The organism is Vibrio sp. Vb339 (assembly GCF_902751245.1).
GTDB lineage: Bacteria > Pseudomonadota > Gammaproteobacteria > Enterobacterales > Vibrionaceae > Vibrio > Vibrio coralliirubri.
The window spans coordinates 1,560,141-1,583,784 of the sequence record NZ_CADDIS010000002.1 but is presented as its reverse complement, the minus strand read 5'-3'; the positions used below and the strand labels follow the sequence as shown (position 1 = coordinate 1,583,784).

The window sequence follows — 23,644 nt, the reverse complement described above, 5'->3', positions numbered from 1 at the left end:
TGATGATTCGTATTGGCCATGGCTTTGATGTACATAAGTTTGGTGGTGAAGGCCCGGTAATTATTGGTGGTGTAAGCATCCCTTACGAGCAAGGTCTTATTGCACACTCAGACGGTGATGTTGCTCTTCATGCGTTGTGTGACGCTCTATTAGGTGCGATTGCTGCGGGTGATATTGGTCGTCATTTCCCTGATACCGATGACGAATGGAAAGGCGCGGATAGCCGTGAACTACTGAAAGATGTTTACCGTCGAGTAAAAGCACAAGGTTACGTGATTGGTAATGCCGATATTACTATCATGGCGCAAGCTCCAAAGATGGCACCTCATATAGACTCTATGTGCCAAGCTATTGCTCAAGACCTAGAAACCAGCATTAGCAATGTGAATGTAAAAGCGACGACCACTGAGCGTTTAGGTTTTACAGGTCGCAAAGAGGGCATCGCATGTGAAGCGGTGGTCCTAATTACTAAAAGTGCGTAAGCACCAACACGAAAAGAACAGCATGTCAGATATTTTATCTTCATTGGCTTATCTAAACGGTAAACCAACTGCGAAAGCAAAACTAAAAGCAAAAGCCGAACACTTTGTCGTTAATGAAGACTTGGGTTTTGAGTTTACTGGTGAAGGCGAGCACCTAATGGTTCGTATTCGTAAAACTGGTGAAAACACGAGCTTCGTAGCAAACGAGCTGGCTAAAGCTTGCGGTGTTAAGTCGAAAGACGTGAGCTGGGCAGGTTTAAAAGACCGTCACGCGGTGACTGAGCAGTGGTTGAGTGTACACCTACCAAAAGGTGAGCCTGACTTTTCAGCTTTCTTAGCACAGTACCCAAGCATTGAAATCTTGGCGACAGCACGACACAACAAAAAGTTACGTCCGGGTGATTTAGTTGGCAACCAATTCGAGCTGACTTTGTCTGAAGTAACAGATTGTGATGATGTCGTAAAACGTTTGGAAAAAGTCGCTCAAGTCGGCGTGCCAAATTACTTCGGTGCTCAGCGTTTTGGTAATGAAGGTAACAACTTATCTGAAGCTCGTCGTTGGGGCCGTGATAACGTTCGTACTCGTAACCAGAATAAGCGCAGCTTGTACCTTTCTGCGGCTCGCTCGTGGATTTACAACCTGATCCTGTCAGACCGTATTGAGCAAGATGCGTTTGCATCGGCATTACTTGGCGATATTGTCATGAAAGACGGCGCTCAACTAACGGTAACAGCGGACAGTATCGAAGCAGTAAACCAAGACATCGCGAATGGATCTGCATTGGTTACTGTTGCTTTGGCTGGCGATAATGCTTTACCAACGACTGATGAGTCTCAAGCGTTAGAGCAAAAACATCTTGATTCTGAACCTGACCTAATGGCGCTGATTCGCGGTAACCGCATGCGCCATGACCGTCGTGAAGCATCGTTAAAACCAACCGATCTAACTTGGGAAGTGAACGAAGATAATGTCACTCTTAAGTTCTCTCTAGACGCAGGTTGTTTCGCAACCGCTATCGTTCGTGAGTTGGTTGAAGAAGTACACGTAGAAAGAACCTACGAGCAATAACGATTCTGCTTGGAGCTGGGTCACTTGATATTGGAATTTAAGTGACTTGGCCTAGCATGGGAACAAAAGAAAGGATACAAGATGAAGATTTTACTCAGCAATGATGATGGTGTGCACGCTCAAGGTATTCATGAGCTGGCAAATGAGCTACGTGATCTTGCTGAAGTTATCATTGTTGCCCCTGACCGTAATCGCTCGGGTGCGTCAAATTCATTAACTTTAGAACAGCCTCTGCGTGTTCAAGAGATTGCTGAAAATACCTATTCGGTACAAGGAACACCGACCGACTGTGTGCATTTTGCGTTAAACGAACTGCTAAAGAATGACATGCCTGATCTGGTATTAACGGGCATTAATCACGGTGCTAACCTTGGTGATGACGTGCTTTATTCAGGCACGGTGGCAGCAGCAATGGAAGGGCACTTTCTAGGCGTTCAATCGGTAGCGTTTTCTCTGGTGGGAAAAAAACATTTTAAGACAGCGGCAGCGATTGCTCGTCGTATTGTCGAACAACATTTAGCAAACCCAATCCCGACCAACCGCTTGTTGAACGTGAACGTTCCTGATTTAGCCTTAGAACAACTGTCCGGTACTCAGGTGACACGCCTAGGTGCTCGTCATCACGCTGAAGATATGATCAAGCAAAAAGACCCGCGTGGTAACGATATCTATTGGCTTGGTCCTCCGGGCAAAGAGCAAGATGCCGGTGAAGGTACCGATTTTTACGCGATTGAGCATGGCTTTGTGTCGGTAACACCGTTGCAGGTTGATCTGACGGCGCATGAGTCGTTGGGCGCGATGGCTACATGGTTAGGGGAGAAGTAAGTGAGTAATCCGCAAGCTGAGCGTTTAATTACTTTTCTGATTGAAAATGGTATTCAGGATCAAAAGGTTCTTGATGCGATCTACCTACTGCCGAGAGAGAGCTTTTTATCGCAGGCGATGTATCACCAAGCCTATGATAATAATGCGCTGCCTATCGGTCAGGGTCAGACAATCTCCCAGCCATACATTGTAGCTAAAATGACAGAGCTGCTTGAATTACAACAAGATAGCCGTGTCTTGGAGATCGGAACGGGTTCTGGTTACCAAACTGCGGTATTGGCTCAACTTGTTGATCATGTTTATTCGGTTGAAAGAATAAAGTCGCTACAATGGGATGCCAAGCGTAGGTTGAAGCAACTCGATTTCTACAATATCTCAACTAAGCACGGTGATGGTTGGCAAGGTTGGTCTTCAAAAGCCCCTTTTGATGCGATTATTGTCACTGCCGCTGCAGAGTCGATTCCTCAAGCGCTTCTGCAACAGCTGAAAGATGGCGGTCGTTTACTGATTCCAGTCGGTGATGACGAACAGCAACTATTGAAGATCGTTCGACACGGCGATGAGTTTTTATCGAGTGTTATCGAGATGGTGAGATTTGTACCTCTTGTTCCTGGTGAGCTAGCTTAATAAAAGACTAATGGTGTAGGTGGATAGAGAGTCGATGCGTTCGAAGTTGTTAAAAGGAAGTACTTTACTGCTTAGCTGTGCCCTTGTTGGGTGTGCAGCGAATTCGCCTGCGCCCGTTTCAAGCCTAAACAAGAATTACTCATCGATTGATCGTGGTAGTTACCGTGGCAGTTACTATGAAGTTAAAAAAGGCGACACCCTTTACTTCATCGCCTATGTCACCAATAAAGACGTTAAAGATCTTATCGGTTATAACAAGTTGTCTGCTCCTTACACTATCCACCCGGGGCAGAAGCTTAAGTTATGGCGTCCTAGCTACAACGCGCCAGCGTATGGTAAATCAACGGTAGCAGTAGCAGCAGTTGCTGCGCCTGTCGCTGCATCCACAACGTCATCTGCGGCAAGTAAACCGAAAACCACACCACAAAAGAGCAAAAACTCTAAACCAGCTCCAGCTCAAACTACCACCAAAGTGGTGAAAAAAGATCCACCAAAGAAGGTTGAACAATCCAAATCAAAGGAGTATGTTGGTTCTAAAGGTAAACAGAATGTTACACCGTCCACCAAACCAACAAGTGATAAAGTATCCAAATGGTTATGGCCAACTAAAGGGAGAGTAATCAAGAATTTCTCTGTAGGCGAACAAGGAAATAAAGGCATAGACATAGCAGGACAGCGAGGTCAGCCAATAGTATCTACTGCAGGGGGAACGGTTGTTTATTCGGGTAATGCACTACGAGGCTACGGCAATCTAGTGATTGTGAAGCACAATGATAATTACTTAAGTGCATACGCGCATAACGACCGACTATTAGTATCTGAAGGGCAAAGTGTGAAACCAGGGCAGAAGATTGCAACAATGGGAAGCTCTGGAGCCAGCAGTGTCAGGCTGCACTTTGAGATTCGTTACCAAGGTAAATCCGTTAATCCAAAACGATATTTACCTTAAATACAATATGCAAAAATTACGTATTGTATGGAGTGACATAGTCATTTAGCGACATATGAAGTTGTAATGTCATGCTAATTTCGCCAGGGGGAGGCGTTATGAGTATAAGCAATGCAGTAACCAAAGAAGAGTTCGATCTTGACCAAGCAACCACGGAACCGGAAGCTCTTGGAAAAGCAAAACGAACAGTCACTAAGAAAACCGAAGCAAAAGAAGAAGTTGAAGTTACGTCTAAAAGTTTAGATGCCACGCAACTCTACTTAGGCGAAATCGGTTTCTCACCACTACTAACCGCTGAAGAAGAAGTGCTATACGCACGTCGAGCTCTACGCGGTGATGAAGCAGCACGTAAACGCATGATCGAAAGTAACCTGCGTTTGGTGGTAAAAATTTCACGTCGTTATAGCAACCGCGGCCTTGCACTTCTCGATCTAATTGAGGAAGGCAACCTAGGTTTGATTCGCGCCGTAGAGAAATTTGATCCAGAGCGTGGCTTCCGCTTCTCAACCTACGCGACATGGTGGATTCGTCAAACCATTGAACGTGCGTTAATGAATCAGACTCGCACTATCCGTTTGCCAATCCATGTTGTGAAAGAGCTGAACATCTACCTACGTACTGCAAGAGAGCTATCACAAAAGCTTGACCATGAACCAACAGCAGAAGAAATTGCTTCTAAGCTAGATAAACCTGTTGGTGATGTGAGTAAGATGCTTCGTCTAAACGAACGAGTGAGCTCTGTTGATACGCCAATTGGTGGTGACGGTGAGAAAGCGCTGTTGGATATTATTCCAGACATCAACAATTCAGATCCTGAGGTTTCAACTCAAGATAGCGATATCAAGAACTCGTTGATTTTCTGGCTTGATGAGCTGAACCCGAAACAGAAAGAGGTGCTTGCGCGTCGATTTGGACTACTGGGTTATGAACCGTCAACATTAGAAGAAGTAGGCCGCGAAATCAGCCTGACTCGTGAACGTGTTCGTCAAATCCAAGTTGAAGGTCTTCGTCGTCTACGTGAGATTCTTATCAAGCAAGGTCTGAATATGGAAAACCTGTTCAACGTAGAAAACGACTAATTGAACGGATGATGCTTCTCTAAATAGAAGACAAATAAAAACGCTGACTTTAAGTCAGCGTTTTTTTGTTTGTGGCTTTGATATTTCATGCCGTCTAATCAAAATAGTAGTACGGTAATAACAAGCTACTTGGTAAGAAACTAAAGCAGCTTCTTCAAGCGGTAAAGTTCTTCTAATGCTTGGCGAGGAGTTAGATCATCAGGATCAACATTCGCTAGCGCTTGCTCTACTTCACTCGGCTCTGGGATCAGGCTCAGTTGGTTTGCGATATCGACACCGCTTGGCTTCGATGTTGGCGACTCGATACTTAACGCTTCTAGTTGAGTCAGCTTCGCACGAGCATTCTTGATCACCGCTTTCGGTACGCCAGCTAAACCTGCAACTGCTAGACCGTAAGATTTACTAGCTGCACCTTCTTGAACTGCGTGCATAAAGGCAATGCTGTCACCATGTTCTACCGCATCTAGGTGCACGTTAGCCAGTGTTGGAAGTTGGTTAGGCAGTTCAGTTAGCTCAAAGTAGTGCGTTGCAAACAGTGTCATCGCATTGATTTGATTAGCTAGCCACTCTGCACTTGCCCAAGCCAGAGACAGACCATCGTAAGTACTGGTGCCACGACCGATTTCATCCATTAACACGAGGCTGTTTGGTGTTGCATTGTGCAGAATATTTGCGGTTTCGGTCATCTCAACCATGAAGGTTGAACGACCAGAAGCCAAATCATCGGATGCGCCAATACGGGTAAAGATACGGTCGATAGAGCCGATGGTTGCGCTTTCTGCAGGAACATAACAACCGATATGAGCCATTAATGCGATGAGTGCCGTTTGGCGCATGTAGGTTGATTTACCACCCATGTTTGGACCTGTGATGATCAGCATCTTGCGTTGATCATTCAGGTCGATAGGGTTAGCAATGAAAGGTTCGTCCATCACTTGTTCAACAACAGGGTGACGACCGGCCTGAATTTGTACGCCAGCAGACTCTGTCATGGTTGGACGACAGTAATCAAGGGTATCTGCACGCTCAGCCAAGTTTTGTAGAACATCAAGCTGAGATACTGAAGAGGCGATATTTTGTAGGCGCTCTAGATACGGCAGTAGTAAGTCAAACAACTCTTCCCACAGCTGTTTCTCGATAGCGAGTGCTTTCGACTTAGAGTTAAGCACTTTGTCTTCGTGCTCTTTTAGCTCAGGAATGATGTAACGCTCAGCGTTTTTCAGCGTTTGACGGCGAACATAGTGTGGCGGCACAAGGTGGCTTTGCCCACGGCTTACCTGAATGAAGAAGCCATGTACGTTGTTGTAGCCAACTTTAAGCGTGTCGATGCCATGGCGCTCACGCTCTTCTTGCTCAAGCTTATCAAGAAATTCGGTTGCGCCTGCTGCAAGGTCGCGCCATTCGTCTAACTCGGCATTATAGCCTTCTGCAATCACACCACCGTCACGGATAACCACGGGTGGGTTCTCTTTGATTGCACGTTCAAGCAGTTCAGAAACCTCATCCACAGGAGATGCATATTGAGCAAGTTGAGTTAGGTATGGGTGCTTCAGTTGCGTCAGTGTTTCAGCAAGCTCTGGCAAGTATTCCATCGCTTGGCGAAGTCGTGCCATATCGCGAGGGCGAGCAGAGCGAAGTGCTAATCGAGCGAGAATACGTTCGATATCACCAATCTGCTTTAAGGTTGGCTGTAGCTCTGTGAATAGAGCCAAATCTTTCATCTCACCAATCGCATCTAAGCGCTGATCGAGTGCCGAGATATTGCGCATTGGTTGATGTAACCAGCGCTTAAGCATACGGCTACCCATTGCTGTCGCAGTGTGATCAAGTACTTCGGCAAGGGTGTTATCAGTACCACCACCAAGATTTTGCGTGATCTCTAGATTGCGTCGAGTCGCAGCATCAAGGATCACCGAGTGATCTTGTTTATCCATCGTCAGTGAACGGATATGTGGAAGCGCAGTACGTTGGGTATCTTTCACGTATTGGATCAAACAACCAGCCGCACATAGACCCAGTTTCGCGCTTTCTACGCCAAAGCCAACCAGATCGCGAGTACCAAACTGCTTATTCAATTGCTGCTTAGCGGTGTCTAATTCAAATTCCCATACCGGGCGGCGGCGGTTGCCATTACGGCTTGCCATTAGATTGACAGGTTCGAAATCTTCAGGGAACAGTAGCTCACGTGGTGAGGTTCTCTGCAGTTCTGCGGCCATTGCTTCTTCGGTTTCTGGCTCGCAGAGTTGGAATCGACCGGAGGTAATATCCAGTGTCGCGTAACCAAACTTACCGTTGTGATGGTAGATGGCCGCAATCAGGTTATCTACGCGCTCAGAAAGCAATGCCTCATCGGTCACGGTACCGGGTGTAACGATACGTACGACAGCACGCTCAACAGGGCCTTTTGAAGTTGCTGGATTACCAATCTGTTCACAAATTGCTACGGATTCACCAAGTTGCACTAACTTTGCAAGGTACCCTTCAACGGCATGGTAAGGAACACCCGCCATAGGAATAGGTTCACCGTTTGATGAACCGCGTTTAGTCAGTGAAATATCGAGGAGTTGAGAAGCTTTTTTAGCATCATCGTAGAAAAGCTCGTAGAAATCGCCCATGCGGTAGAACAGCAGAATTTCTGGGTTTTCTGCTTTCAGTTTTAGGTACTGCTGCATCATGGGAGTATGTTTTTGATCGGCTTTCACAGTTAACTTCTTTCGTTTATTTCTATTGCGGCTTAGGATACGTGAAAGCGTTTCGTGCGAAAAGCAGCTCAAGCGAAAAGATGCAAAAGCCCTAACAAAAAAACACCTCGTTAGAGGTGTTTTGTTTTTGAGCTGTCTGATTTTATCGGCTTATTTTACATGTATGTTCGCCATATATTCATCTTCAGCCCAGTACATTCGTTGTGCTACTTTGGCTTCTGGATTCAATTCAACACCGTCTAATACGCGTTCTTTGAATCTTAGGTAGCCACCTTGGTCAATGAGGTGACCCATATGTAAATACTTAGGAATACCTTTCAGCATTTCTTTCTCAAACTCAAATAGGTTTTCAATAACCTGATGAATCACTTCTTCGGTTACCCAATTTAAGAATAATTTACCCACACGTGGGGTTTTCTTCGACGTACGTCCACCTAGCTTAACCATGTACAACTGTTTTGGATTACGTTGCCATGCCAAAGTTGGGCAGGCAAGAACACACTCACCGCAACCGATGCACTTGCTTTCTTCTTTGGTTGCTTTGCCATCGACAATAGATAGGCAGTTCACAGCATGGTGGGAGCAAGCGTCAACACAAGCACCACAACCAATACAACGCTCTGATGTGAAATCAATCTTTGCTATGCCTAATATACCGAAGTCAGCCATATTGGCTTTAGCGCAATCATTAGGGCAGCCCGCAGCGACAATCTTCAAGTGATATTTGCTTGGGTATACGTGATGTTCTAAGCGCTGTGCTAGCCCAGTCGTATCGGTATTGGCTTTTTGACAAATTTGGCTGCCTTGGCAAGCAACAATATTTCGTCCACCAATTGATTGGTAACCTGCCTCAAGATCTTCCACTTCAATGCCACAAATATCTTGAGTAATGTCTTCAATAAATGGGCGCAGTGCTTTATTTACTTCTGGAATATCTTCGTAGCGGATACCTGGCATCGCCAATTTTTGGCGAGTTGTGAGGTGGATAACACCGTTACCCCATTTCTCGGCAATTTCTTGCGCAGTTGCAAGTAGGTGAGCGGGCATGATGCCACCAGGGATTCGAACACTGATCATGCATTCGCCACGAACTTTCGATAGACGATAGTCCGCATCAGCACGCATCTTGATAATATCTACATCTAAACTCATCGTCGTCTCCCTAATCAACCATTGACTGTGCTTCGTCGTATTGGAATACAGGCCCGTCAACACACACGTACTTTTCACCAATACGGCAGTGCCCACATTTACCTACCGCACAAGCCATTTTTCGCTCGTAATCTACCCAGATTTGCTTTTCTTTAAGACCAAGCTCTAGAAAAGCTTTTACAACGAACTTGATCATAATTGGAGGGCCAACAACAATCAGTTGCACGTCGTGTATGTCTGATAAATCAAGCGTTTCGATGTATTTAGTCACAAGACCAGTTTGATAAAACTCGTTATTGGACTCTTCATCCAGCGTACAAATCAGGTTGATTGTGTCGTTCCAATGCTTCATTTCTTCTTTGTAAAGGACGGCTTGATCGTTTTTGTAACCGACAACCACGTCCATTGATTTTACTAACTGAGTCTCGTGACTGAAGTGGTTGATCAAACCTTTTACAGGTGCGACACCAGTACCACCAGCAATCACGATTAAGTGCTTACCGTGGTATTTTTCCATTGGATAACCATTACCATGAACACCACGCATCCATATCATGTCACCAACATGTTTAGTAAATAGCTCATCGGTAACCTTACCGACTTTACGGATCAGTAGGTCGATATAGCCTTCACCAAAGTCTGAAATGGAGATAGGTGCTTCACCGAATAATGGTAATGAAACTTCAACAAATTGGCCGAATTTCACATCGAAGTCACACTCGACACGAAAGTTCCATTCGATCTCAGTATGCTTCGTGATGTCCAAGATCTTGTACGGTTGAGGTACTAATTGATTTTTACACTGGCACATTTTCGGCCTCATTCTTCAAAGTTAATTCAATTTGATCAGACATTTTATTGATGATGTTGCTGAACGAAATGTAATGCGGACAGCGGTCATCACAGCGACCACAGCCAACACACATATGGTGCACACCTTGGCGTGCTTTGAAGTCATTAACTTTGTGCAGAGCGCGGTAACGAAGTCGTTCGCCCGTCTTCTGTCTGAATTGGTGTCCACCAGCCATATCGGTAAAGTTGCCTGTCATACAGCTCGCATGCTGACGACGGCGCTCACCCACTTTAGCTTCTTGGTTGTAAACCACATCAAATACGCTGTAGCAGCTACAGGTAGGGCATGATGTTGTACAGCGACCACAGCCAATGCAGCGGTTGTCGTATTCATTCCAAATCGGGTTGCCTGTTAGGATCTCGCGAACCTTAATTGGGTCACCACATATTTGGTCAGGTGTGCGTACTTTTACGTGGTTTTCTTGAACAAAACCTGTTTTATGATTTGATTCAATGCCAACCTCAGCCAAGTATTTAGCAAAGACTTCATCTTGAGTTACCACATCAGCGCCGCCACCAGGAGAGAAGCGAATAGAGGCTGCAAAGTTAGTGGTCGTATTGGCATTCATTGATACGCAGAAGCAATTTTCAAAGCTTGATTCGCACTCAATTAAAACTAATTTGAGCTTTTCGCGTAGACGTTTGTAGTAGAAATCTTCATTTCCCCCATTTTTTAAGAACATGTAATCCAAGCTTTTTAGGGCATTGATATCGCAAGCTCGCAAAAATAAAACAACAGGTCGAGGGTCGACTTTTGACTCTCTGAGTTCGTTTCCATCTAACCAAAATAGAGTTTCAGTGATAGGAAAAACCACTTCTTTGGGAGAGAAGTGAGATTTTTCCTTCCAGACGATATCGCTAAAAGACTCTATTTCGTCGTAGATTAGGTTATCAGTATGAGCAAACCGGCCGCCCATACGTTCGTACATCGGTGACATCACTCGGTAGGTTTCTTTCAAATCTGAAATGACACCTTGGAGTTCATAATTAGTTAAAAATTTAGACATGTTCTGCCTCTGGCATTTTTGTGAAAAATCTGCGTACGTAACCATCGAACGTTTCACGCTTGGTGAACCAGTCAATGGTTTCTGAAAGTTTGACGACGTGGCCTACGACGATGACGGCAGGCATGGGTGGATTACAGATATCGACAGCATCGGGGAGTTCACTTAACGAGCACCGAATGACGCGTTGGTCATGTCGCGTACCGTTGCTGATAATGGCTGTAGGAGTCTCTTTTCTTAGCCCATGGTCGATGAGGTTCTTTGAAATGTTGCCCGCTTTGTGTAGACCCATATAAAACACAATGGTGTGATTTACATTCGCGAGACCTTTCCAGTTAATGTGGTCTGAATCATGTTGGTCGCGTGCAGTGACAATAGTGACGCCGTTAGATATGCCACGATGAGTGACGGGGATTCCAGCGTAACTGCAACAACCAACTGCAGCTGTGATCCCGGGGACTATGTCAAATGCTATGCCTGCATAGTCGAGAAAAAGCGCTTCTTCGCCACCACGCCCAAATACGAATGGGTCTCCACCTTTAAGGCGGCAAACTGTCTTGCCTAGCTCTGCGTGTTTTAGGATCTTCTGGTTGATCTCAGATTGAAGTATGCACTTTGAATTGAAAACTTTGCCGACGTAGACCTTTTCAGTCTCTTCGGGGATAAAGGCAAGAATGTCAGCTGATATCAGATTGTCGTAAATAACTACATCGGCTGTTGAAATGATGCGTAATGCCTTAACCGTAAGAAGGTCAGGGTCACCGGTTCCAGCACCAACAATATACACATGCCCTTTTTGTTTAATACTTGGGGTTAGTTTCATTTCATTACTCAAATTGTGGTTATGTGAGAATGGTAAATGACGGAAGTGTTCAGGAAAATTAAGTTCTAATTAACATGCGTTAATCATTATTGAATATTTAGAGATAAAAGATGTTGCGTGTGAATTAAGCAATAGCGACAACATTGAGTTGGAATTCGTGGAAGTTATGAGAGGCTGTTTGTTATCGAGTTTAGGTTTTGCTCTTTCGTTTACTGTGGTTGAGTAATACGATGTCGTAAATCAATTTTAATGATTATTTCCATCGTTAGTTGTTAAACATGAGAAGGAGTATCGTTGTGCAAATAGAAAAGACACTATGTGAGAAGCTAGGTGTATTACTAGTGAAACACAAACACGTGTTAGTGACGGCTGAATCTTGCACTGGCGGAGGTGTCGCGAGTGCAGTCACCGATATTGCGGGCAGCTCTGGGTGGTTTGATCGCGCTTTTGTTACGTACAGCAATGAAGCCAAACAAGAGATGATCGGTGTACAGCTTAAAACCTTAATGGAGTTTGGCGCTGTTAGTGAGCCTGTCGTAATAGAAATGGCGAGCGGGGCATTACAACATTCAAACGGGACGATCTCTGTATCAATCAGTGGCATTGCTGGCCCAGGTGGAGCGACCGAAGATAAGCCTGTTGGTACGGTGTGCTTCGCGTGGAAAGCGCTAAATGGCTGGGATAAAGTAGAAACGCATGTATTTACAGGCGACAGATCACAAGTACGCCAACAAGCCACGCACCATGCCCTGCAAGTTATTTATGATTACCTATCAATGGAAGGTAAGTAACATTTGTACAAATTATTTTCATACAGGTATAGACACTGTATGAATCAACAGTATAATGAAAGCCAATTAGTCACCCCTATGTGGGTTAGAAATAGATTCTAGATCGCTTGTTGAGACAACCGATTATGTGGAGATAGAAATGGACGAGAATAAACAAAAAGCGTTAGCCGCAGCCCTTGGTCAGATTGAAAAGCAATTTGGTAAAGGTTCTATCATGCGTCTTGGTGATAACCGCACAATGGACGTAGAAACTATTTCTACAGGTTCTCTATCTCTAGATATCGCACTAGGTGCTGGTGGCCTACCGATGGGACGTATCGTAGAAGTTTACGGTCCAGAATCATCAGGTAAAACAACGCTAACGCTTGAGCTTATTGCTGCAGCACAAAAAGTGGGCAAGACGTGTGCATTCGTTGATGCGGAGCACGCACTAGACCCTATCTACGCTCAAAAGCTTGGTGTTGATATCGATGCACTTCTTGTTTCTCAACCAGATACGGGTGAGCAAGCGCTTGAAATCTGTGATGCGCTGGCTCGTTCAGGTGCAATCGACGTTCTTGTTATTGACTCAGTAGCAGCACTAACACCAAAAGCAGAAATCGAAGGCGAAATGGGCGACAGCCACATGGGTCTTCAGGCTCGTATGCTTTCTCAAGCGATGCGTAAGCTGACGGGTAACCTTAAGCAGTCTAACTGTATGGCTATTTTCATTAACCAAATTCGTATGAAAATTGGTGTGATGTTCGGTAACCCAGAAACAACAACAGGTGGTAACGCACTTAAGTTCTACGCATCTGTTCGTCTTGATATTCGCCGTACTGGTGCGATTAAAGATGGTGATGAAGTTGTTGGTAACGAAACTCGTATCAAGGTCGTTAAGAACAAGATTGCTGCACCATTCAAACAAGCTGAGACTCAAATCCTTTACGGTAAAGGCTTCAACCGCGAAGGTGAGCTTATCGACTTAGGTGTTAAGAATAAGCTAGTAGAAAAAGCAGGCGCTTGGTACAGCTACAAAGGCGATAAGATCGGCCAAGGTAAAGCTAACGCTGGTAAATACCTACGTGAAAACCCAGAAGTTGCTCTAGAGATCGATACTAAACTTCGTGAGCTACTACTGACTCCTGCTGTTCTTGAAGAGAAAGACGTAGAGAAAGAAGAAGAAAACGAAGAGCTATAAGCTCACGTTTTATAGAGTGGATGTTTGAAAGAAGCATCCGCTTTGAAAGAAATTTAAAGCCTCGCATATTTTATGCGGGGCTTTTTTATTGGAGCAGCTCCGTCGAGCATGTATTTGGTCAACTCTCTTTCGTTGACTGAGTTTCTTCGGTACTAGGTCGTCAATTTAGTTCTGCTTTTCCACGGTTAGATATAGTGGAATATTCTTCATTTTATCGAATTCCCACTAAAATCCTGCCCAAGGGTGTCTTTTCTACAAGAAAACTAGTCGAAGCCTTAACCATGATCTACAATACGGCAAAATTCTAACTCGACTATTTTCAGGAAGAGCTGCATGTACATGAGCACTGATGAGGTTCGCAACGCGTTCCTTAAGTTCTTTGAGAGCAAAGAACACCAAATCGTAGACAGTTCATCGTTAGTTCCACATAACGATCCAACCCTGCTATTTACTAACGCAGGTATGAACCAATTCAAAGATTGCTTCTTAGGCGCCGAAAAGCGTGCCTACACTCGAGCAACTACGGCTCAGCGTTGTGTACGTGCGGGTGGTAAACACAATGACCTTGAAAACGTAGGTTTCACGGCTCGTCACCACACGTTCTTCGAAATGCTAGGCAACTTCAGCTTTGGCGACTACTTCAAAGAAGAAGCGATTGGTTTTGCTTGGGAATTCCTGACAGAAACTCTTCAACTGCCAAAAGACCGTCTGCTGGTAACGGTATACGAGACAGATGATGAAGCATTCGATATCTGGAACAAGAAAGTAGGTGTTCCTGCTGACCGTATCGTTCGCATTGGCGACAAAGAAGGCGGTAAACAGTTCGAGTCTGATAACTTCTGGACGATGGGTGACACAGGTCCTTGTGGTCCATGTACTGAAATTTTCTACGATCACGGTGAGCACATCTGGGGCGGCCGTCCTGGCACACCTGAAGAAGATGGTGACCGTTTTATCGAGATCTGGAACAACGTATTCATGCAGTTCAACCGTCACGCTGACGGCACAATGGAACCGCTACCTAAGCCTGCTGTAGATACAGGTATGGGTATTGAGCGTATTTCTGCAATCATGCAGGGCGTTCACTCTAACTACGAAATTGATGTATTCCAAAAGCTAATCAAAGCGACTGCGGAAGTTGTTGGTCATGACGATCTATCTAACCAATCGCTACGCGTTATTGCTGACCACATCCGTTCTTGTTCATTCCTAATCGCTGACGGCGTTATGCCTTCAAACGAAGGTCGTGGTTACGTTCTACGTCGTATTATTCGTCGTGCAGTTCGTCACGGTAACAAGCTTGGCGCACAAGGCGTGTTCTTCCACAAACTTGTGGGTGTACTGGCTGAAGTGATGGGCTCTGCGGCAGATGAACTTAAGAAACAGCAAGAGCTTGTTGAAAAAGTACTTCGCATTGAAGAAGAGAACTTTGGTCGTACTCTAGAGCGCGGCATGGTTATTCTTAATGACGCACTAGACGCACTTGAAGGCAAAGAGCTTGACGGCGAAACAGTTTTCAAACTTTACGATACATACGGCTTCCCAGCTGACCTTACTAACGATGTAGCTCGCGAACGCGACTTTACTATCGATGAAGAAGGCTTTGAGAAGGCGATGGAAGCGCAGCGTAAGCGTGCACGTGAAGCGGGCCAATTCGGTACTGATTACAACGCGACGATCAAAGTAGACACCAATACTGAGTTCTGTGGTTACACAGCTACTGAAGGTGCTGGTGAAATCTCTGCGCTATTTGTTGACGGCGAAGAAGTATCTTCACTATCGGCTGGCGACAAAGCAATCATCATCCTTGAAGAGACGCCATTCTACGCTGAGTCAGGCGGTCAGTGTGGTGATGCTGGTACACTAAAAACAGCGTCGGGTCTTTTCAAAGTACAAGACACTCAGAAGCTAGGTAACGCATTTGCGCACCACGGTGAGCTAGTTGAGGGTGTATTTGCTAAGGGCGATAAAGTAGAAGCAACGGTTGACGCTGAGCGTCGTGCTGCTATCTCACTAAACCACTCTGCAACTCACTTACTTCACTCTGCATTACGCGAAGTGCTAGGTGAGCACGTTGCTCAGAAAGGTTCTTTAGTTAAGCCAGACAACCTTCGTTTTGACTTCTCTAACCTTGAAGCGGTAACACCGGCACAGATTAAAGAAGTAGAGCGTTTGGTTAACGCACAAGTTCGTAAGAACCACGTGATTGAAACCAACATCATGGACATCGAGTCAGCGAAAGAAAAAGGTGCAATGGCACTGTTTGGCGAGAAGTACGATGATGAAGTTCGCGTTCTATCTATGGGCGATTTCTCTACTGAACTTTGTGGTGGTATCCACGCAAGCAACACGGGTGATATCGGCCTATTCAAGATCACTTCTGAAGGTGGTATTGCTGCGGGTATTCGTCGTATTGAAGCGGTAACGGGTGAAGCTGCTCTAGATGCAGTAGAAGCTCAGGCTAACGCTTACGAAGAGAAACTTGCTGAATCAGCTAAGAAAGCGAAATCGCTAGAGAAAGAAATCCAACTGCTTAAAGAAAAGATGGCTGCTGCAGAAAGCGCAAACATCATGGGCAAAGTAGAAGACATCTCTGGTACTAAAGTTTTGGTTGCTGCAATTGAAGGCGCAGACAACAAGAACCTACGTACTATGGTTGATAACGCTAAAAACCAAGTAGGTAGCGGCATCATCCTGATCGCGAACGTAGCAGACGGTAAAGTTGGCTTGATTGCTGGTGTAACCAAAGACCTAATCGGCAAAGTAAAAGCGGGTGATCTCGTTAAGATGGTTGCTGAGCAAGTTGGCGGTAAAGGCGGCGGTCGTCCAGATATGGCTCAAGCGGGCGGTACAGACGTTGCAGCACTGCCAGAAGCGCTTAAATCTGTGCGTACTTGGCTAGAAGAGCGTCTTTAAGCTTAAGTAATGGATACAAAGATGCCCAATCAGTTGATTGGGCATCTTTTATTTTGCCTATTGGAAGTGTGTTTAAACAAGGTTTGATTGAGATTAACCAAGAAGTCTAATGGTGGCGTTAGACTCCTTGGTTAATTTTTTATTGCTTCGCCCTGACGCGGAGTATGTGTTTTTTTGTCATATATAGACATTGGTCTTGGGAAGGTGAGGACGGGTGAAAATGCCTCTTATCGTGCAAAAATTTGGTGGAACGTCGGTGGGTTCAATTGAACGAATCCATCATGTAGCAGAAAAAATCATTGAAGCGAAAAATGAAGGGAACCAGATTGTGGTTGTCGTTTCTGCTATGTCTGGTGAAACAAATCGGTTAGTTAATTTAGCCACGCAAGTTGATAGCGTACCAAACGCTAGAGAACTGGATGTGTTGTTAACGGCTGGCGAGCAAGTTTCCATGGCCTTGTTAGCAATGACGTTACACAAGTTAGGTTATGAAGCGACATCGATGACTGGCTACCAAGCCAAGATACACACGGATTCTAATCATAATAATGCAGCGATTGAGCGTATTGATACTGCCCCGATTCAAGCTTTGCTAGATGACAATCAGATTGTTATTGTTGCAGGCTTTCAAGGATTCAATGCGAAAGGCGATATCACAACATTAGGCCGCGGTGGTTCAGATACTACAGCGGTCGCGCTTGCAGGTGCCTTGCAGGCGAAAGAATGCCAGATCTATACTGATGTAGATGGTGTTTACTCTTGTGACCCTAGAGTCGTAAAGCAATCTCAGAAATTAGATACTTTAGACTTCCCTTCTATGGAAGAGATGGCCCGCCGAGGCGCTAAGGTGTTGCATCTTCCGTGTGTTCAGTATGCATGGCAGAACAACGTGCCATTGCGAGTGCTTTCAAGCTTTGAACAAGGCGAGGGCACATTGATCGCGGGCAATCAGTGTTTGAATGATATTGCTGGCATCGCCATCCAAAGAGATATGGTGCGTATCGAGTGTTTGAATGAAGATTTACCGTCTTTCATTTCACATTGCCAACTGTTGGGGATCGAAGTCTGTAGTGTGATCGAGGAAACAGAACGGGCAGCACTCATTATTAAACAAGACATAAGTGCCAAATTAAAACTAGTTTTTGCTGAGAAAATCCGTAATAGTGAACAGGTTAGTTTGTTAACTGTGGTAGGAAGCCGAACACAAGAAATTGTGGTCAGTTCACATGGATTGTTGTCTGAAGGCGAAATTGATGTACAGCATCACTTATTGCAGCAGCAGTCTTTAACTTTGGTGATATCACCAACGCAAGTCGATATGGCTGCTAACATATTACACAATGCATACATCGTAGCGCGTGAAACACAGGGTTATCCTAAAAAAGAAGTGCATTTTGGTTAAATAAACTCAATCGATAGTTTACGAAAATATAACTTTTGTTGGATAATGCTCTCGTAGCTAGATAAATTTAGAGATTACTCAAGGAGCAAAGAATGCTAATTTTGACTCGCCGCGTTGGCGAAACACTGATGATTGGTGATGAAGTAACAGTTACTGTACTAGGCGTTAAAGGTAACCAAGTACGTATCGGTGTTAACGCACCTAAAGAAGTATCTGTTCACCGTGAAGAGATCTACATGCGCATTCAAGCTGAAAAAGGTAATGGTAACGTTGCATCTGGCAACTACTAATACTTTTGCGTAGAGAAGAGGCTAGCATTGTTGCTAGCCTTTTTTGATCTTGGGGAACCGAAACACTCATTGGGACATAGATGGGTTGGATAACGGATCGGTCTCAAAGTGGTGAAGTGAATGCTTTGTGATGCTGCGAGATACAGACAAGGTTGAACAGAACTGTTGCTCTGTATTTTGTTTGGCAAAACTCAAGTTTTATTCGCTTCCCCTATGGCGAAAATACGCATCCCGTAGTATTGTGCCATCAGCGGTAGCACTTGCTGCTGGAGAAATTAGATAATTGTTTTCGGCTGTTTATTATTGCCAATCTTTCACCTTAATTTTTAAGGGAAAAAGCGCGATTTGAATCTTATAAGTTCAATTTGCAAGCGCTTTGATTAAATAGCAAACGGTTGAGTGTTTTTGTCCAATTTTTTTCAATAAAGTGTTTGACATATTTTCGGTAAAACGTAATATGTGCCTCCGCAAGACGGTGAGGTGGCCGAGAGGCCGAAGGCGCTCCCCTGCTAAGGGAGTATGTGGTTTGTAGCTGCATCGAGGGTTCGAATCCCTCCCTCACCGCCATTTCTTGCGAGTCTAAAATTAGCAATTTAGACAATGTAAATGTGCGTCCTTAGCTCAGCTGGATAGAGTACCTGGCTACGAACCAGGCGGTCGGAGGTTCGAATCCTCCAGGACGCGCCATTCTCTCTTCTCTTACTTGTAAGTGATTTGAGAATAATGAATTAGGTGAGGTGGCCGAGTGGCCGAAGGCGCTCCCCTGCTAAGGGAGTATGTGGTTTGTAGCTGCATCGAGGGTTCGAATCCCTCCCTCACCGCCATTCATTACAGGCCGATGGCCTTTTTTTTCTTCGTAGCAAGAAGAATGTGATATATTTCACAACTTCATTCTTAATGAATGAACACCGTGCGTCCTTAGCTCAGCTGGATAGAGTACCTGGCTACGAACCAGGCGGTCGGAGGTTCGAATCCTCCAGGACGCGCCACTATTTAAGGGTTAATTTCTTTTAAGAATGAAAGTCCTTGTATTGACTAAGTTGATACTAAAACCGTGCGCTCTTAGCTCAGCTGAATAGAGTACCTGGCTACGAACCAGGCGGTCGGAGGTTCGAATCCTCCAGAGCGCGCCACTATTTAGGGTTTAGTTCTTATAAGAATGTGAATCCTGATATTGATAAATCGTTCGTCGAAAATTAATATCAAAAACCGTGCGTCCTTAGCTCAGCTGGATAGAGTACCTGGCTACGAACCAGGCGGTCGGAGGTTCGAATCCTCCAGGACGCGCCACTATTTAGGGCTTCTTTCTTATAAGAACAGAAATCCTTGTATTGAGTTGTTGTTTACAACGAATTGATACTAAAACCGTGCGCTCTTAGCTCAGCTGGATAGAGTACCTGGCTACGAACCAGGCGGTCGGAGGTTCGAATCCTCCAGAGCGCGCCACTATTTAGGGTTTCTTTTATGAACCCCTGATATTGGGAATACCGATATCGAAAACTGCGCGTCCTTAGCTCAGCTGGATAGAGTACCTGGCTACGAACCAGGCGGTCGGAGGTTCGAATCCTCCAGGACGCGCCACTCTTTAGGGTTTCCTTGTGAACTCCTGATATTGGAAATACTGATATCGAAAACCGTGCGTCCTTAGCTCAGCTGGATAGAGTACCTGGCTACGAACCAGGCGGTCGGAGGTTCGAATCCTCCAGGACGCGCCACTATTTAGGGCTTCTTTCTTATAAGAATGAAATCCTTATATTGATCTGTTGTTAGTAACAATGAATTGATATTAAAACCGTGCGCTCTTAGCTCAGCTGGATAGAGTACCTGGCTACGAACCAGGCGGTCGGAGGTTCGAATCCTCCAGAGCGCGCCACATTATTAGAAAAAGCCTCGTTTATACGAGGCTTTTTTTATGTCCGCTGTAAAATTGTTGCGACAATGTTAAATTTATTCGTTGTTTAACTTGTTGTATTTCAAGTAGTTCTTGATTGCTTCTTTGTTATTCCACCTTTCTCATATCAATTCCCAGAAAAGCCCCGTTTAAGTCACAGTTTAAATATCTAAAAATGACGTATTTGACAGATTTATGTGATCTGATAGGCGAATAATTAACCTTATGTGTGCGTTATCCGTAACAGAACCTTAAACAAAATTGACAAACTTTTACCAATCGAGATAATCCATGGGTCGGGATCACTATTCGCTGAAATCCTGTACGTATGTCAGGATGACGAAGAAAGGAAGCAACATGACTAATATTGGAAGCCTGCTAGGAGATGCGGCGACTCTAATGATAACGGGGATGTCCGTTGTCTTTATTTTCCTAACTATTCTAGTTTACCTCGTTCGGTTGATGTCAAAACTGGTACCAGAAGAAGTACCAGAGCCGATCGCAGCACCTAAAAAAATTCAAAAATCACAATCAAACCCTTCAGCTGTTAGTCCACAGGTAGTGGCAGCAATTTCGGCCGCGGTTCATCAATACCGTGCGTCTACTGCTAAGTAGCATTTAAAGGATTAAAAAGGAGTTTATGAGCATGTCTAAACCACTAGCTATCACAGATGTGGTACTTCGTGACGCGCACCAGTCACTATTTGCTACTCGTATGCGTATCGAAGATATGCTGCCAATTGCGGCAGAACTGGATAAAGTCGGTTACTGGTCACTTGAGACTTGGGGCGGCGCGACGTTTGATTCGTGTATCCGTTTTCTTGGCGAGGATCCATGGGAGCGTTTGCGTGAGCTGAAAAAAGCGATGCCAAACACACCAATGCAGATGCTACTGCGTGGTCAAAACCTATTGGGCTACCGTCACTACGCGGATGATGTAGTAGAAAAATTTGTTGAACGTGCCCATAAAAACGGCATGGACGTATTCCGTATCTTTGATGCGATGAATGACGTACGTAACTTTGAAAAAGCAGTGAAAGCAACGATTGACGTTGGTGGTCACGCTCAAGGTACGTTGTCTTACACAACGAGTCCGGTTCACAACTCAGATACTTGGGTTGATTTGGCCAAGCGCCTAGAGGACCTAGGTTGTCATTCACTATGTATTAAAGATATGTCAGGTTTATTAAAGCCGTATGAAGCAGAAGAGCTGATTACACGTATCAAAGCATCGTGTGACGTTCCTCTAGCACTGCATAGCCACGCGACAACCGGTCTATCGACTGCAACAGCGGTTAAAGCCGTTGAAGCGGGTATCGACATTCTAGATACCGCTATCTCTTCAATGAGCTGTACTTACGGTCATACGCCAACCGAAACGGTTGTTGCGATGTTAGAAGGTACAGAGCGCGACACGAATCTCAAACTAGACCAAATCGAACCAATCGCAGCTTACTTCCGTGATGTGCGTAAAAAGTACGCGAAATGGGAAGGTCAGCTGAAAGGTGTCGATTCTCGTATCCTGATCGCTCAAGTTCCTGGCGGCATGTTAACTAACATGGAAGGCCAACTTAAAGAGCAAGGCGCAGCCGATCGCATGGATGAAGTTCTAGAAGAGATCCCACGCGTACGTAAAGAGCTTGGTTACATTCCTTTAGTAACACCAACGTCTCAGATTGTCGGTACTCAAGCAGTTATTAACGTTTTAACCGGTGAGCGCTATAAGAGCATCACGAAAGAGACTGCTGGTCTACTCAAAGGTGAATACGGTCAAGCACCTGCTGAAGTGGATGCTGAACTGCAAGCGAAAGTACTGGATGGCGCAGAGCCGATTACTTGTCGTCCTGCTGATTTACTTAAGTCTGAAATGGATACGTTAACGACGGATCTGTTAGAGAAAGCGAAATCAGAGGGTATCTCTCTAGCTGAAGATACGGTTGATGATGTACTGACTTACGCGCTCTTCCCACAAGTCGGTCTTAAGTTCCTTAAGAACCGTCGTAACCCTGAAGCATTTGAACCAGCACCAACGCTAGAAGTTGCGGCTCCAGTTGCAGCAGCTCCTGTACAAGCTTCTGGTGGTATTGAAAGCTACAGCGTGAAGGTTGATGGCCAGGTTTACGATGTTGAAGTTGGCCCTCAAGGTGAACTGACATCGGTATCTCCATCAGCGAAACCAGCACAAGCGTCTCAAGCAGCACCTGCTGCGGCTTCTGATGCAGAAGCAGTTCCAGCTCCATTAGCAGGCAACATCTTCAAAGTGATCGTTCAGCCTGGTGCTGAGGTTGCTGAAGGCGACGTTCTGCTAATCCTAGAAGCGATGAAGATGGAAACGGAAGTTCGTGCTGCTCGTGGTGGTATCGTTCAAGAATTGAATGTTAAAGAAGGCGATGCAGTTACTGTAGGCGCTCCACTACTAAGCTTAGCGTAAGGGAGCACCATGGAAGGATTGATGACCTTATGGTCTGAAACAGGGATTGCGAACTTTGAGTTCGGCCAGATCTGCATGATGCTGGTTGGCTGCTTACTGTTGTTTTTGGCAATTCGCAAAGGATTTGAACCGTTACTTCTACTGCCTATTGGTTTTGGTGCTGTACTAGCAAACATTCCAAATGCTGGGTTTACTGATCCCGGCGGTTTGCTTTACTACGTTTACTACATTGGTATTGAAACGGGTATTTTCCCACTGCTGATCTTTATGGGGGTTGGTGCAATGACGGACTTCGGTGCGTTGATTGCTAACCCTAAAACGTTATGGCTAGGGGCTGCGGCTCAGTTTGGTATCTTCGCAACGCTATTTGGTGCGATCTTGCTGAACTATGTTCCAGGAATGGAATTCTCAATGGCAGATGCTTCGTCAATTGCGATCATTGGCGGTGCTGATGGCCCAACCGCGATCTTCTTGGCGAGTAAGTTATCTCCTGACCTACTAGGTGCCATTGCAGTAGCGGCGTATAGCTACATGGCTTTGGTTCCGATCATTCAGCCACCAATCATGAAAGCGTTAACGTCTCCTGAAGAGCGCAAGATTAAGATGGCTCAACTTCGTCACGTTAGCAAAGCAGAGAAGGTTCTTTTTCCGCTTGCTGTACTACTGATGACGATTTTGTTCCTACCTGCAGCAACACCTCTAGTTGGTATGTTCTGTTTGGGTAACTTAATGCGTGAAGCGGGTGTGGTTGATCGCCTTTCAAAAACAGCTCAAAACGAACTGATTAACGTTGTAACTATTTTCTTAGGACTAGGTGTTGGTTCTAAGCTTCAAGCGGATACGTTCTTGAACTTAGAAACACTGGGTATTCTAGGTTTGGGTGCGGTCGCGTTCAGTATCGGTACGGCGGGTGGTGTATTGATGGCTAAGGTGTTGAACCGATTCTCGAAAGAGGACATCAACCCACTGATTGGCGCAGCTGGCGTATCAGCGGTTCCAATGGCGGCACGTGTTGTGAACAAGGTTGGTCTTGAGGCAAACCCTCAGAACTTCTTGTTGATGCATGCAATGGGCCCGAACGTAGCTGGTGTACTTGGTAGTGCGGTTGCGGCGGGTATTCTATTAGCTCTCGTGGGCTAGTGGATTTGCTGGGTCATGTATCGTTACGTTAATTGGTCG

19 protein-coding genes and 10 tRNA genes are annotated in these 23,644 nt (G+C 45.2%); 24 read left to right on the top strand and 5 right to left on the bottom strand.

Translation table 11 applies throughout. From position 1 onward, the window contains the following. Positions 1 to 2: 2 nt before the first annotated feature. The 6 genes from ispF (at position 3) to rpoS (ending at position 5,031) form a co-directional block, all read left to right on the top strand. Positions 3 to 482, top strand: coding sequence for a 2-C-methyl-D-erythritol 2,4-cyclodiphosphate synthase (ispF, locus tag HRQ85_RS15680; RefSeq protein WP_050620524.1), 480 nt, complete (start codon positions 3 to 5; stop codon positions 480 to 482). Positions 483 to 504: 22 nt separating this feature from the next. Then, positions 505 to 1,551, top strand: coding sequence for a tRNA pseudouridine(13) synthase TruD (gene truD / locus HRQ85_RS15675; RefSeq protein ID WP_172380004.1), 1,047 nt, complete (start codon positions 505 to 507; stop codon positions 1,549 to 1,551). Positions 1,552 to 1,632: 81 nt separating this feature from the next. After that, positions 1,633 to 2,376 carry a 5'/3'-nucleotidase SurE gene (gene surE, locus HRQ85_RS15670; RefSeq protein WP_172380003.1) on the top strand — a complete coding sequence of 248 codons (744 nt, stop codon included), beginning with the start codon at positions 1,633 to 1,635 and terminating at the stop codon, positions 2,374 to 2,376. Further along, a complete protein-coding gene (locus HRQ85_RS15665; RefSeq protein ID WP_172380002.1) occupies positions 2,377 to 3,003 on the top strand; it encodes a protein-L-isoaspartate(D-aspartate) O-methyltransferase in 627 nt (208 codons plus the stop codon). Positions 3,004 to 3,037: 34 nt separating this feature from the next. Then, positions 3,038 to 3,952 (top strand): murein hydrolase activator NlpD, encoded by a 915-nt coding sequence (gene nlpD, locus HRQ85_RS15660; protein WP_048615638.1) that lies wholly within the window; start codon positions 3,038 to 3,040, stop codon positions 3,950 to 3,952. Between the two features lie 98 nt (positions 3,953 to 4,050). Then, positions 4,051 to 5,031, top strand: a complete 981-nt coding sequence (rpoS, locus tag HRQ85_RS15655; RefSeq protein ID WP_017059027.1) for an RNA polymerase sigma factor RpoS — start codon at positions 4,051 to 4,053, stop codon at positions 5,029 to 5,031. 140 nt (positions 5,032 to 5,171) lie between these two features. On the opposite strand, the gene mutS is transcribed toward rpoS, so the two are convergent. The 5 genes from mutS to cobA all read right to left on the bottom strand — a co-directional run bounded on the left by mutS (position 5,172) and on the right by cobA (position 11,564). Further along, positions 5,172 to 7,733: a DNA mismatch repair protein MutS gene (gene mutS / locus HRQ85_RS15650; protein WP_048605779.1), complete on the bottom strand. Its 2,562-nt coding sequence runs from the start codon at positions 7,731 to 7,733 to the stop codon at positions 5,172 to 5,174. Positions 7,734 to 7,883: 150 nt separating this feature from the next. Beyond that, positions 7,884 to 8,885: a sulfite reductase subunit C gene (gene asrC / locus HRQ85_RS15645; protein ID WP_048615636.1), complete on the bottom strand. Its 1,002-nt coding sequence runs from the start codon at positions 8,883 to 8,885 to the stop codon at positions 7,884 to 7,886. A gap of 10 nt (positions 8,886 to 8,895) precedes the next feature. Beyond that, on the bottom strand, positions 8,896 to 9,696 hold the full coding sequence (gene asrB / locus HRQ85_RS15640) for an anaerobic sulfite reductase subunit AsrB (RefSeq protein WP_172380001.1): 801 nt from the start codon (positions 9,694 to 9,696) through the stop codon (positions 8,896 to 8,898). Next, on the bottom strand, positions 9,683 to 10,744 hold the full coding sequence (gene asrA / locus HRQ85_RS15635; RefSeq protein WP_172380000.1) for an anaerobic sulfite reductase subunit AsrA: 1,062 nt from the start codon (positions 10,742 to 10,744) through the stop codon (positions 9,683 to 9,685). Before asrA ends, asrB begins: the two co-directional genes overlap by 14 nt. Next, positions 10,737 to 11,564 (bottom strand): uroporphyrinogen-III C-methyltransferase, encoded by an 828-nt coding sequence (gene cobA / locus HRQ85_RS15630; protein ID WP_081090214.1) that lies wholly within the window; start codon positions 11,562 to 11,564, stop codon positions 10,737 to 10,739. The genes asrA and cobA overlap by 8 nt, the downstream gene beginning before the upstream one ends. A 296-nt stretch (positions 11,565 to 11,860) precedes the next feature. Between cobA and HRQ85_RS15625 the strand changes: the two genes are divergently transcribed. From HRQ85_RS15625 to HRQ85_RS15540, 18 genes are all read left to right on the top strand, one after another. Next, positions 11,861 to 12,355, top strand: coding sequence for a CinA family protein (locus HRQ85_RS15625; RefSeq protein ID WP_048611375.1), 495 nt, complete (start codon positions 11,861 to 11,863; stop codon positions 12,353 to 12,355). Between the two features lie 139 nt (positions 12,356 to 12,494). Beyond that, positions 12,495 to 13,535 (top strand): recombinase RecA, encoded by a 1,041-nt coding sequence (gene recA, locus HRQ85_RS15620; RefSeq protein ID WP_017056586.1) that lies wholly within the window; start codon positions 12,495 to 12,497, stop codon positions 13,533 to 13,535. 333 nt (positions 13,536 to 13,868) lie between these two features. After that, positions 13,869 to 16,451: an alanine--tRNA ligase gene (alaS, locus tag HRQ85_RS15615; protein WP_017059024.1), complete on the top strand. Its 2,583-nt coding sequence runs from the start codon at positions 13,869 to 13,871 to the stop codon at positions 16,449 to 16,451. 220 nt (positions 16,452 to 16,671) lie between these two features. After that, on the top strand, positions 16,672 to 17,853 hold the full coding sequence (locus HRQ85_RS15610; RefSeq protein ID WP_082153902.1) for an aspartate kinase: 1,182 nt from the start codon (positions 16,672 to 16,674) through the stop codon (positions 17,851 to 17,853). Between the two features lie 92 nt (positions 17,854 to 17,945). After that, complete coding sequence (gene csrA / locus HRQ85_RS15605; RefSeq protein WP_004415691.1) at positions 17,946 to 18,143, top strand: carbon storage regulator CsrA; 198 nt, start codon at positions 17,946 to 17,948, stop codon at positions 18,141 to 18,143. A gap of 474 nt (positions 18,144 to 18,617) precedes the next feature. Then, a tRNA-Ser gene (locus HRQ85_RS15600) sits at positions 18,618 to 18,710 on the top strand. A gap of 43 nt (positions 18,711 to 18,753) precedes the next feature. Further along, positions 18,754 to 18,830: transfer RNA gene (locus HRQ85_RS15595), tRNA-Arg, on the top strand. A 44-nt stretch (positions 18,831 to 18,874) separates the two neighbouring features. Beyond that, positions 18,875 to 18,967 (top strand) — tRNA-Ser (locus HRQ85_RS15590). A gap of 88 nt (positions 18,968 to 19,055) precedes the next feature. Next, positions 19,056 to 19,132 (top strand) — tRNA-Arg (locus HRQ85_RS15585). A gap of 67 nt (positions 19,133 to 19,199) precedes the next feature. Then, a tRNA-Arg gene (locus HRQ85_RS15580) sits at positions 19,200 to 19,276 on the top strand. Positions 19,277 to 19,356: 80 nt separating this feature from the next. Then, positions 19,357 to 19,433 (top strand) — tRNA-Arg (locus HRQ85_RS15575). A gap of 79 nt (positions 19,434 to 19,512) precedes the next feature. Then, a tRNA-Arg gene (locus HRQ85_RS15570) sits at positions 19,513 to 19,589 on the top strand. Positions 19,590 to 19,647: 58 nt separating this feature from the next. Further along, positions 19,648 to 19,724, top strand: a tRNA-Arg gene (locus HRQ85_RS15565). 57 nt (positions 19,725 to 19,781) lie between these two features. Then, positions 19,782 to 19,858: transfer RNA gene (locus HRQ85_RS15560), tRNA-Arg, on the top strand. Positions 19,859 to 19,939: 81 nt separating this feature from the next. Further along, positions 19,940 to 20,016, top strand: a tRNA-Arg gene (locus HRQ85_RS15555). Between the two features lie 375 nt (positions 20,017 to 20,391). Further along, positions 20,392 to 20,649, top strand: coding sequence for an oxaloacetate decarboxylase subunit gamma (locus tag HRQ85_RS15550; RefSeq protein WP_004741884.1), 258 nt, complete (start codon positions 20,392 to 20,394; stop codon positions 20,647 to 20,649). 31 nt (positions 20,650 to 20,680) lie between these two features. Continuing rightward, positions 20,681 to 22,465: a sodium-extruding oxaloacetate decarboxylase subunit alpha gene (gene oadA / locus HRQ85_RS15545; RefSeq protein WP_017068868.1), complete on the top strand. Its 1,785-nt coding sequence runs from the start codon at positions 20,681 to 20,683 to the stop codon at positions 22,463 to 22,465. 9 nt (positions 22,466 to 22,474) lie between these two features. Beyond that, positions 22,475 to 23,605: a sodium ion-translocating decarboxylase subunit beta gene (locus tag HRQ85_RS15540; protein WP_172379999.1), complete on the top strand. Its 1,131-nt coding sequence runs from the start codon at positions 22,475 to 22,477 to the stop codon at positions 23,603 to 23,605. The last annotated feature ends 39 nt before the right edge of the window (positions 23,606 to 23,644 follow it).

Excerpts from the sequence above, each read along its gene's own strand:
- HRQ85_RS15610 (WP_082153902.1), top strand. The coding sequence starts at position 16,672 with ATGCCTCTTATCGTGCAAAAATTTGGTGGAACGTCGGTGGGTTCAATT.
- truD (WP_172380004.1), top strand. The coding sequence starts at position 505 with ATGTCAGATATTTTATCTTCATTGGCTTATCTAAACGGTAAACCAACT.
- HRQ85_RS15540 (WP_172379999.1), top strand. The coding sequence starts at position 22,475 with ATGGAAGGATTGATGACCTTATGGTCTGAAACAGGGATTGCGAACTTT.
- cobA (WP_081090214.1), bottom strand. The coding sequence starts at position 11,564 with ATGAAACTAACCCCAAGTATTAAACAAAAAGGGCATGTGTATATTGTT.
- alaS (WP_017059024.1), top strand. The coding sequence starts at position 13,869 with ATGTACATGAGCACTGATGAGGTTCGCAACGCGTTCCTTAAGTTCTTT.
- asrB (WP_172380001.1), bottom strand. The coding sequence starts at position 9,696 with ATGTGCCAGTGTAAAAATCAATTAGTACCTCAACCGTACAAGATCTTG.
- rpoS (WP_017059027.1), top strand. The coding sequence starts at position 4,051 with ATGAGTATAAGCAATGCAGTAACCAAAGAAGAGTTCGATCTTGACCAA.
- csrA (WP_004415691.1), top strand. The coding sequence starts at position 17,946 with ATGCTAATTTTGACTCGCCGCGTTGGCGAAACACTGATGATTGGTGAT.
- HRQ85_RS15550 (WP_004741884.1), top strand. The coding sequence starts at position 20,392 with ATGACTAATATTGGAAGCCTGCTAGGAGATGCGGCGACTCTAATGATA.
- asrC (WP_048615636.1), bottom strand. The coding sequence starts at position 8,885 with ATGAGTTTAGATGTAGATATTATCAAGATGCGTGCTGATGCGGACTAT.
- nlpD (WP_048615638.1), top strand. The coding sequence starts at position 3,038 with ATGCGTTCGAAGTTGTTAAAAGGAAGTACTTTACTGCTTAGCTGTGCC.
- oadA (WP_017068868.1), top strand. The coding sequence starts at position 20,681 with ATGTCTAAACCACTAGCTATCACAGATGTGGTACTTCGTGACGCGCAC.
- asrA (WP_172380000.1), bottom strand. The coding sequence starts at position 10,744 with ATGTCTAAATTTTTAACTAATTATGAACTCCAAGGTGTCATTTCAGAT.
- ispF (WP_050620524.1), top strand. The coding sequence starts at position 3 with ATGATTCGTATTGGCCATGGCTTTGATGTACATAAGTTTGGTGGTGAA.
- surE (WP_172380003.1), top strand. The coding sequence starts at position 1,633 with ATGAAGATTTTACTCAGCAATGATGATGGTGTGCACGCTCAAGGTATT.
- recA (WP_017056586.1), top strand. The coding sequence starts at position 12,495 with ATGGACGAGAATAAACAAAAAGCGTTAGCCGCAGCCCTTGGTCAGATT.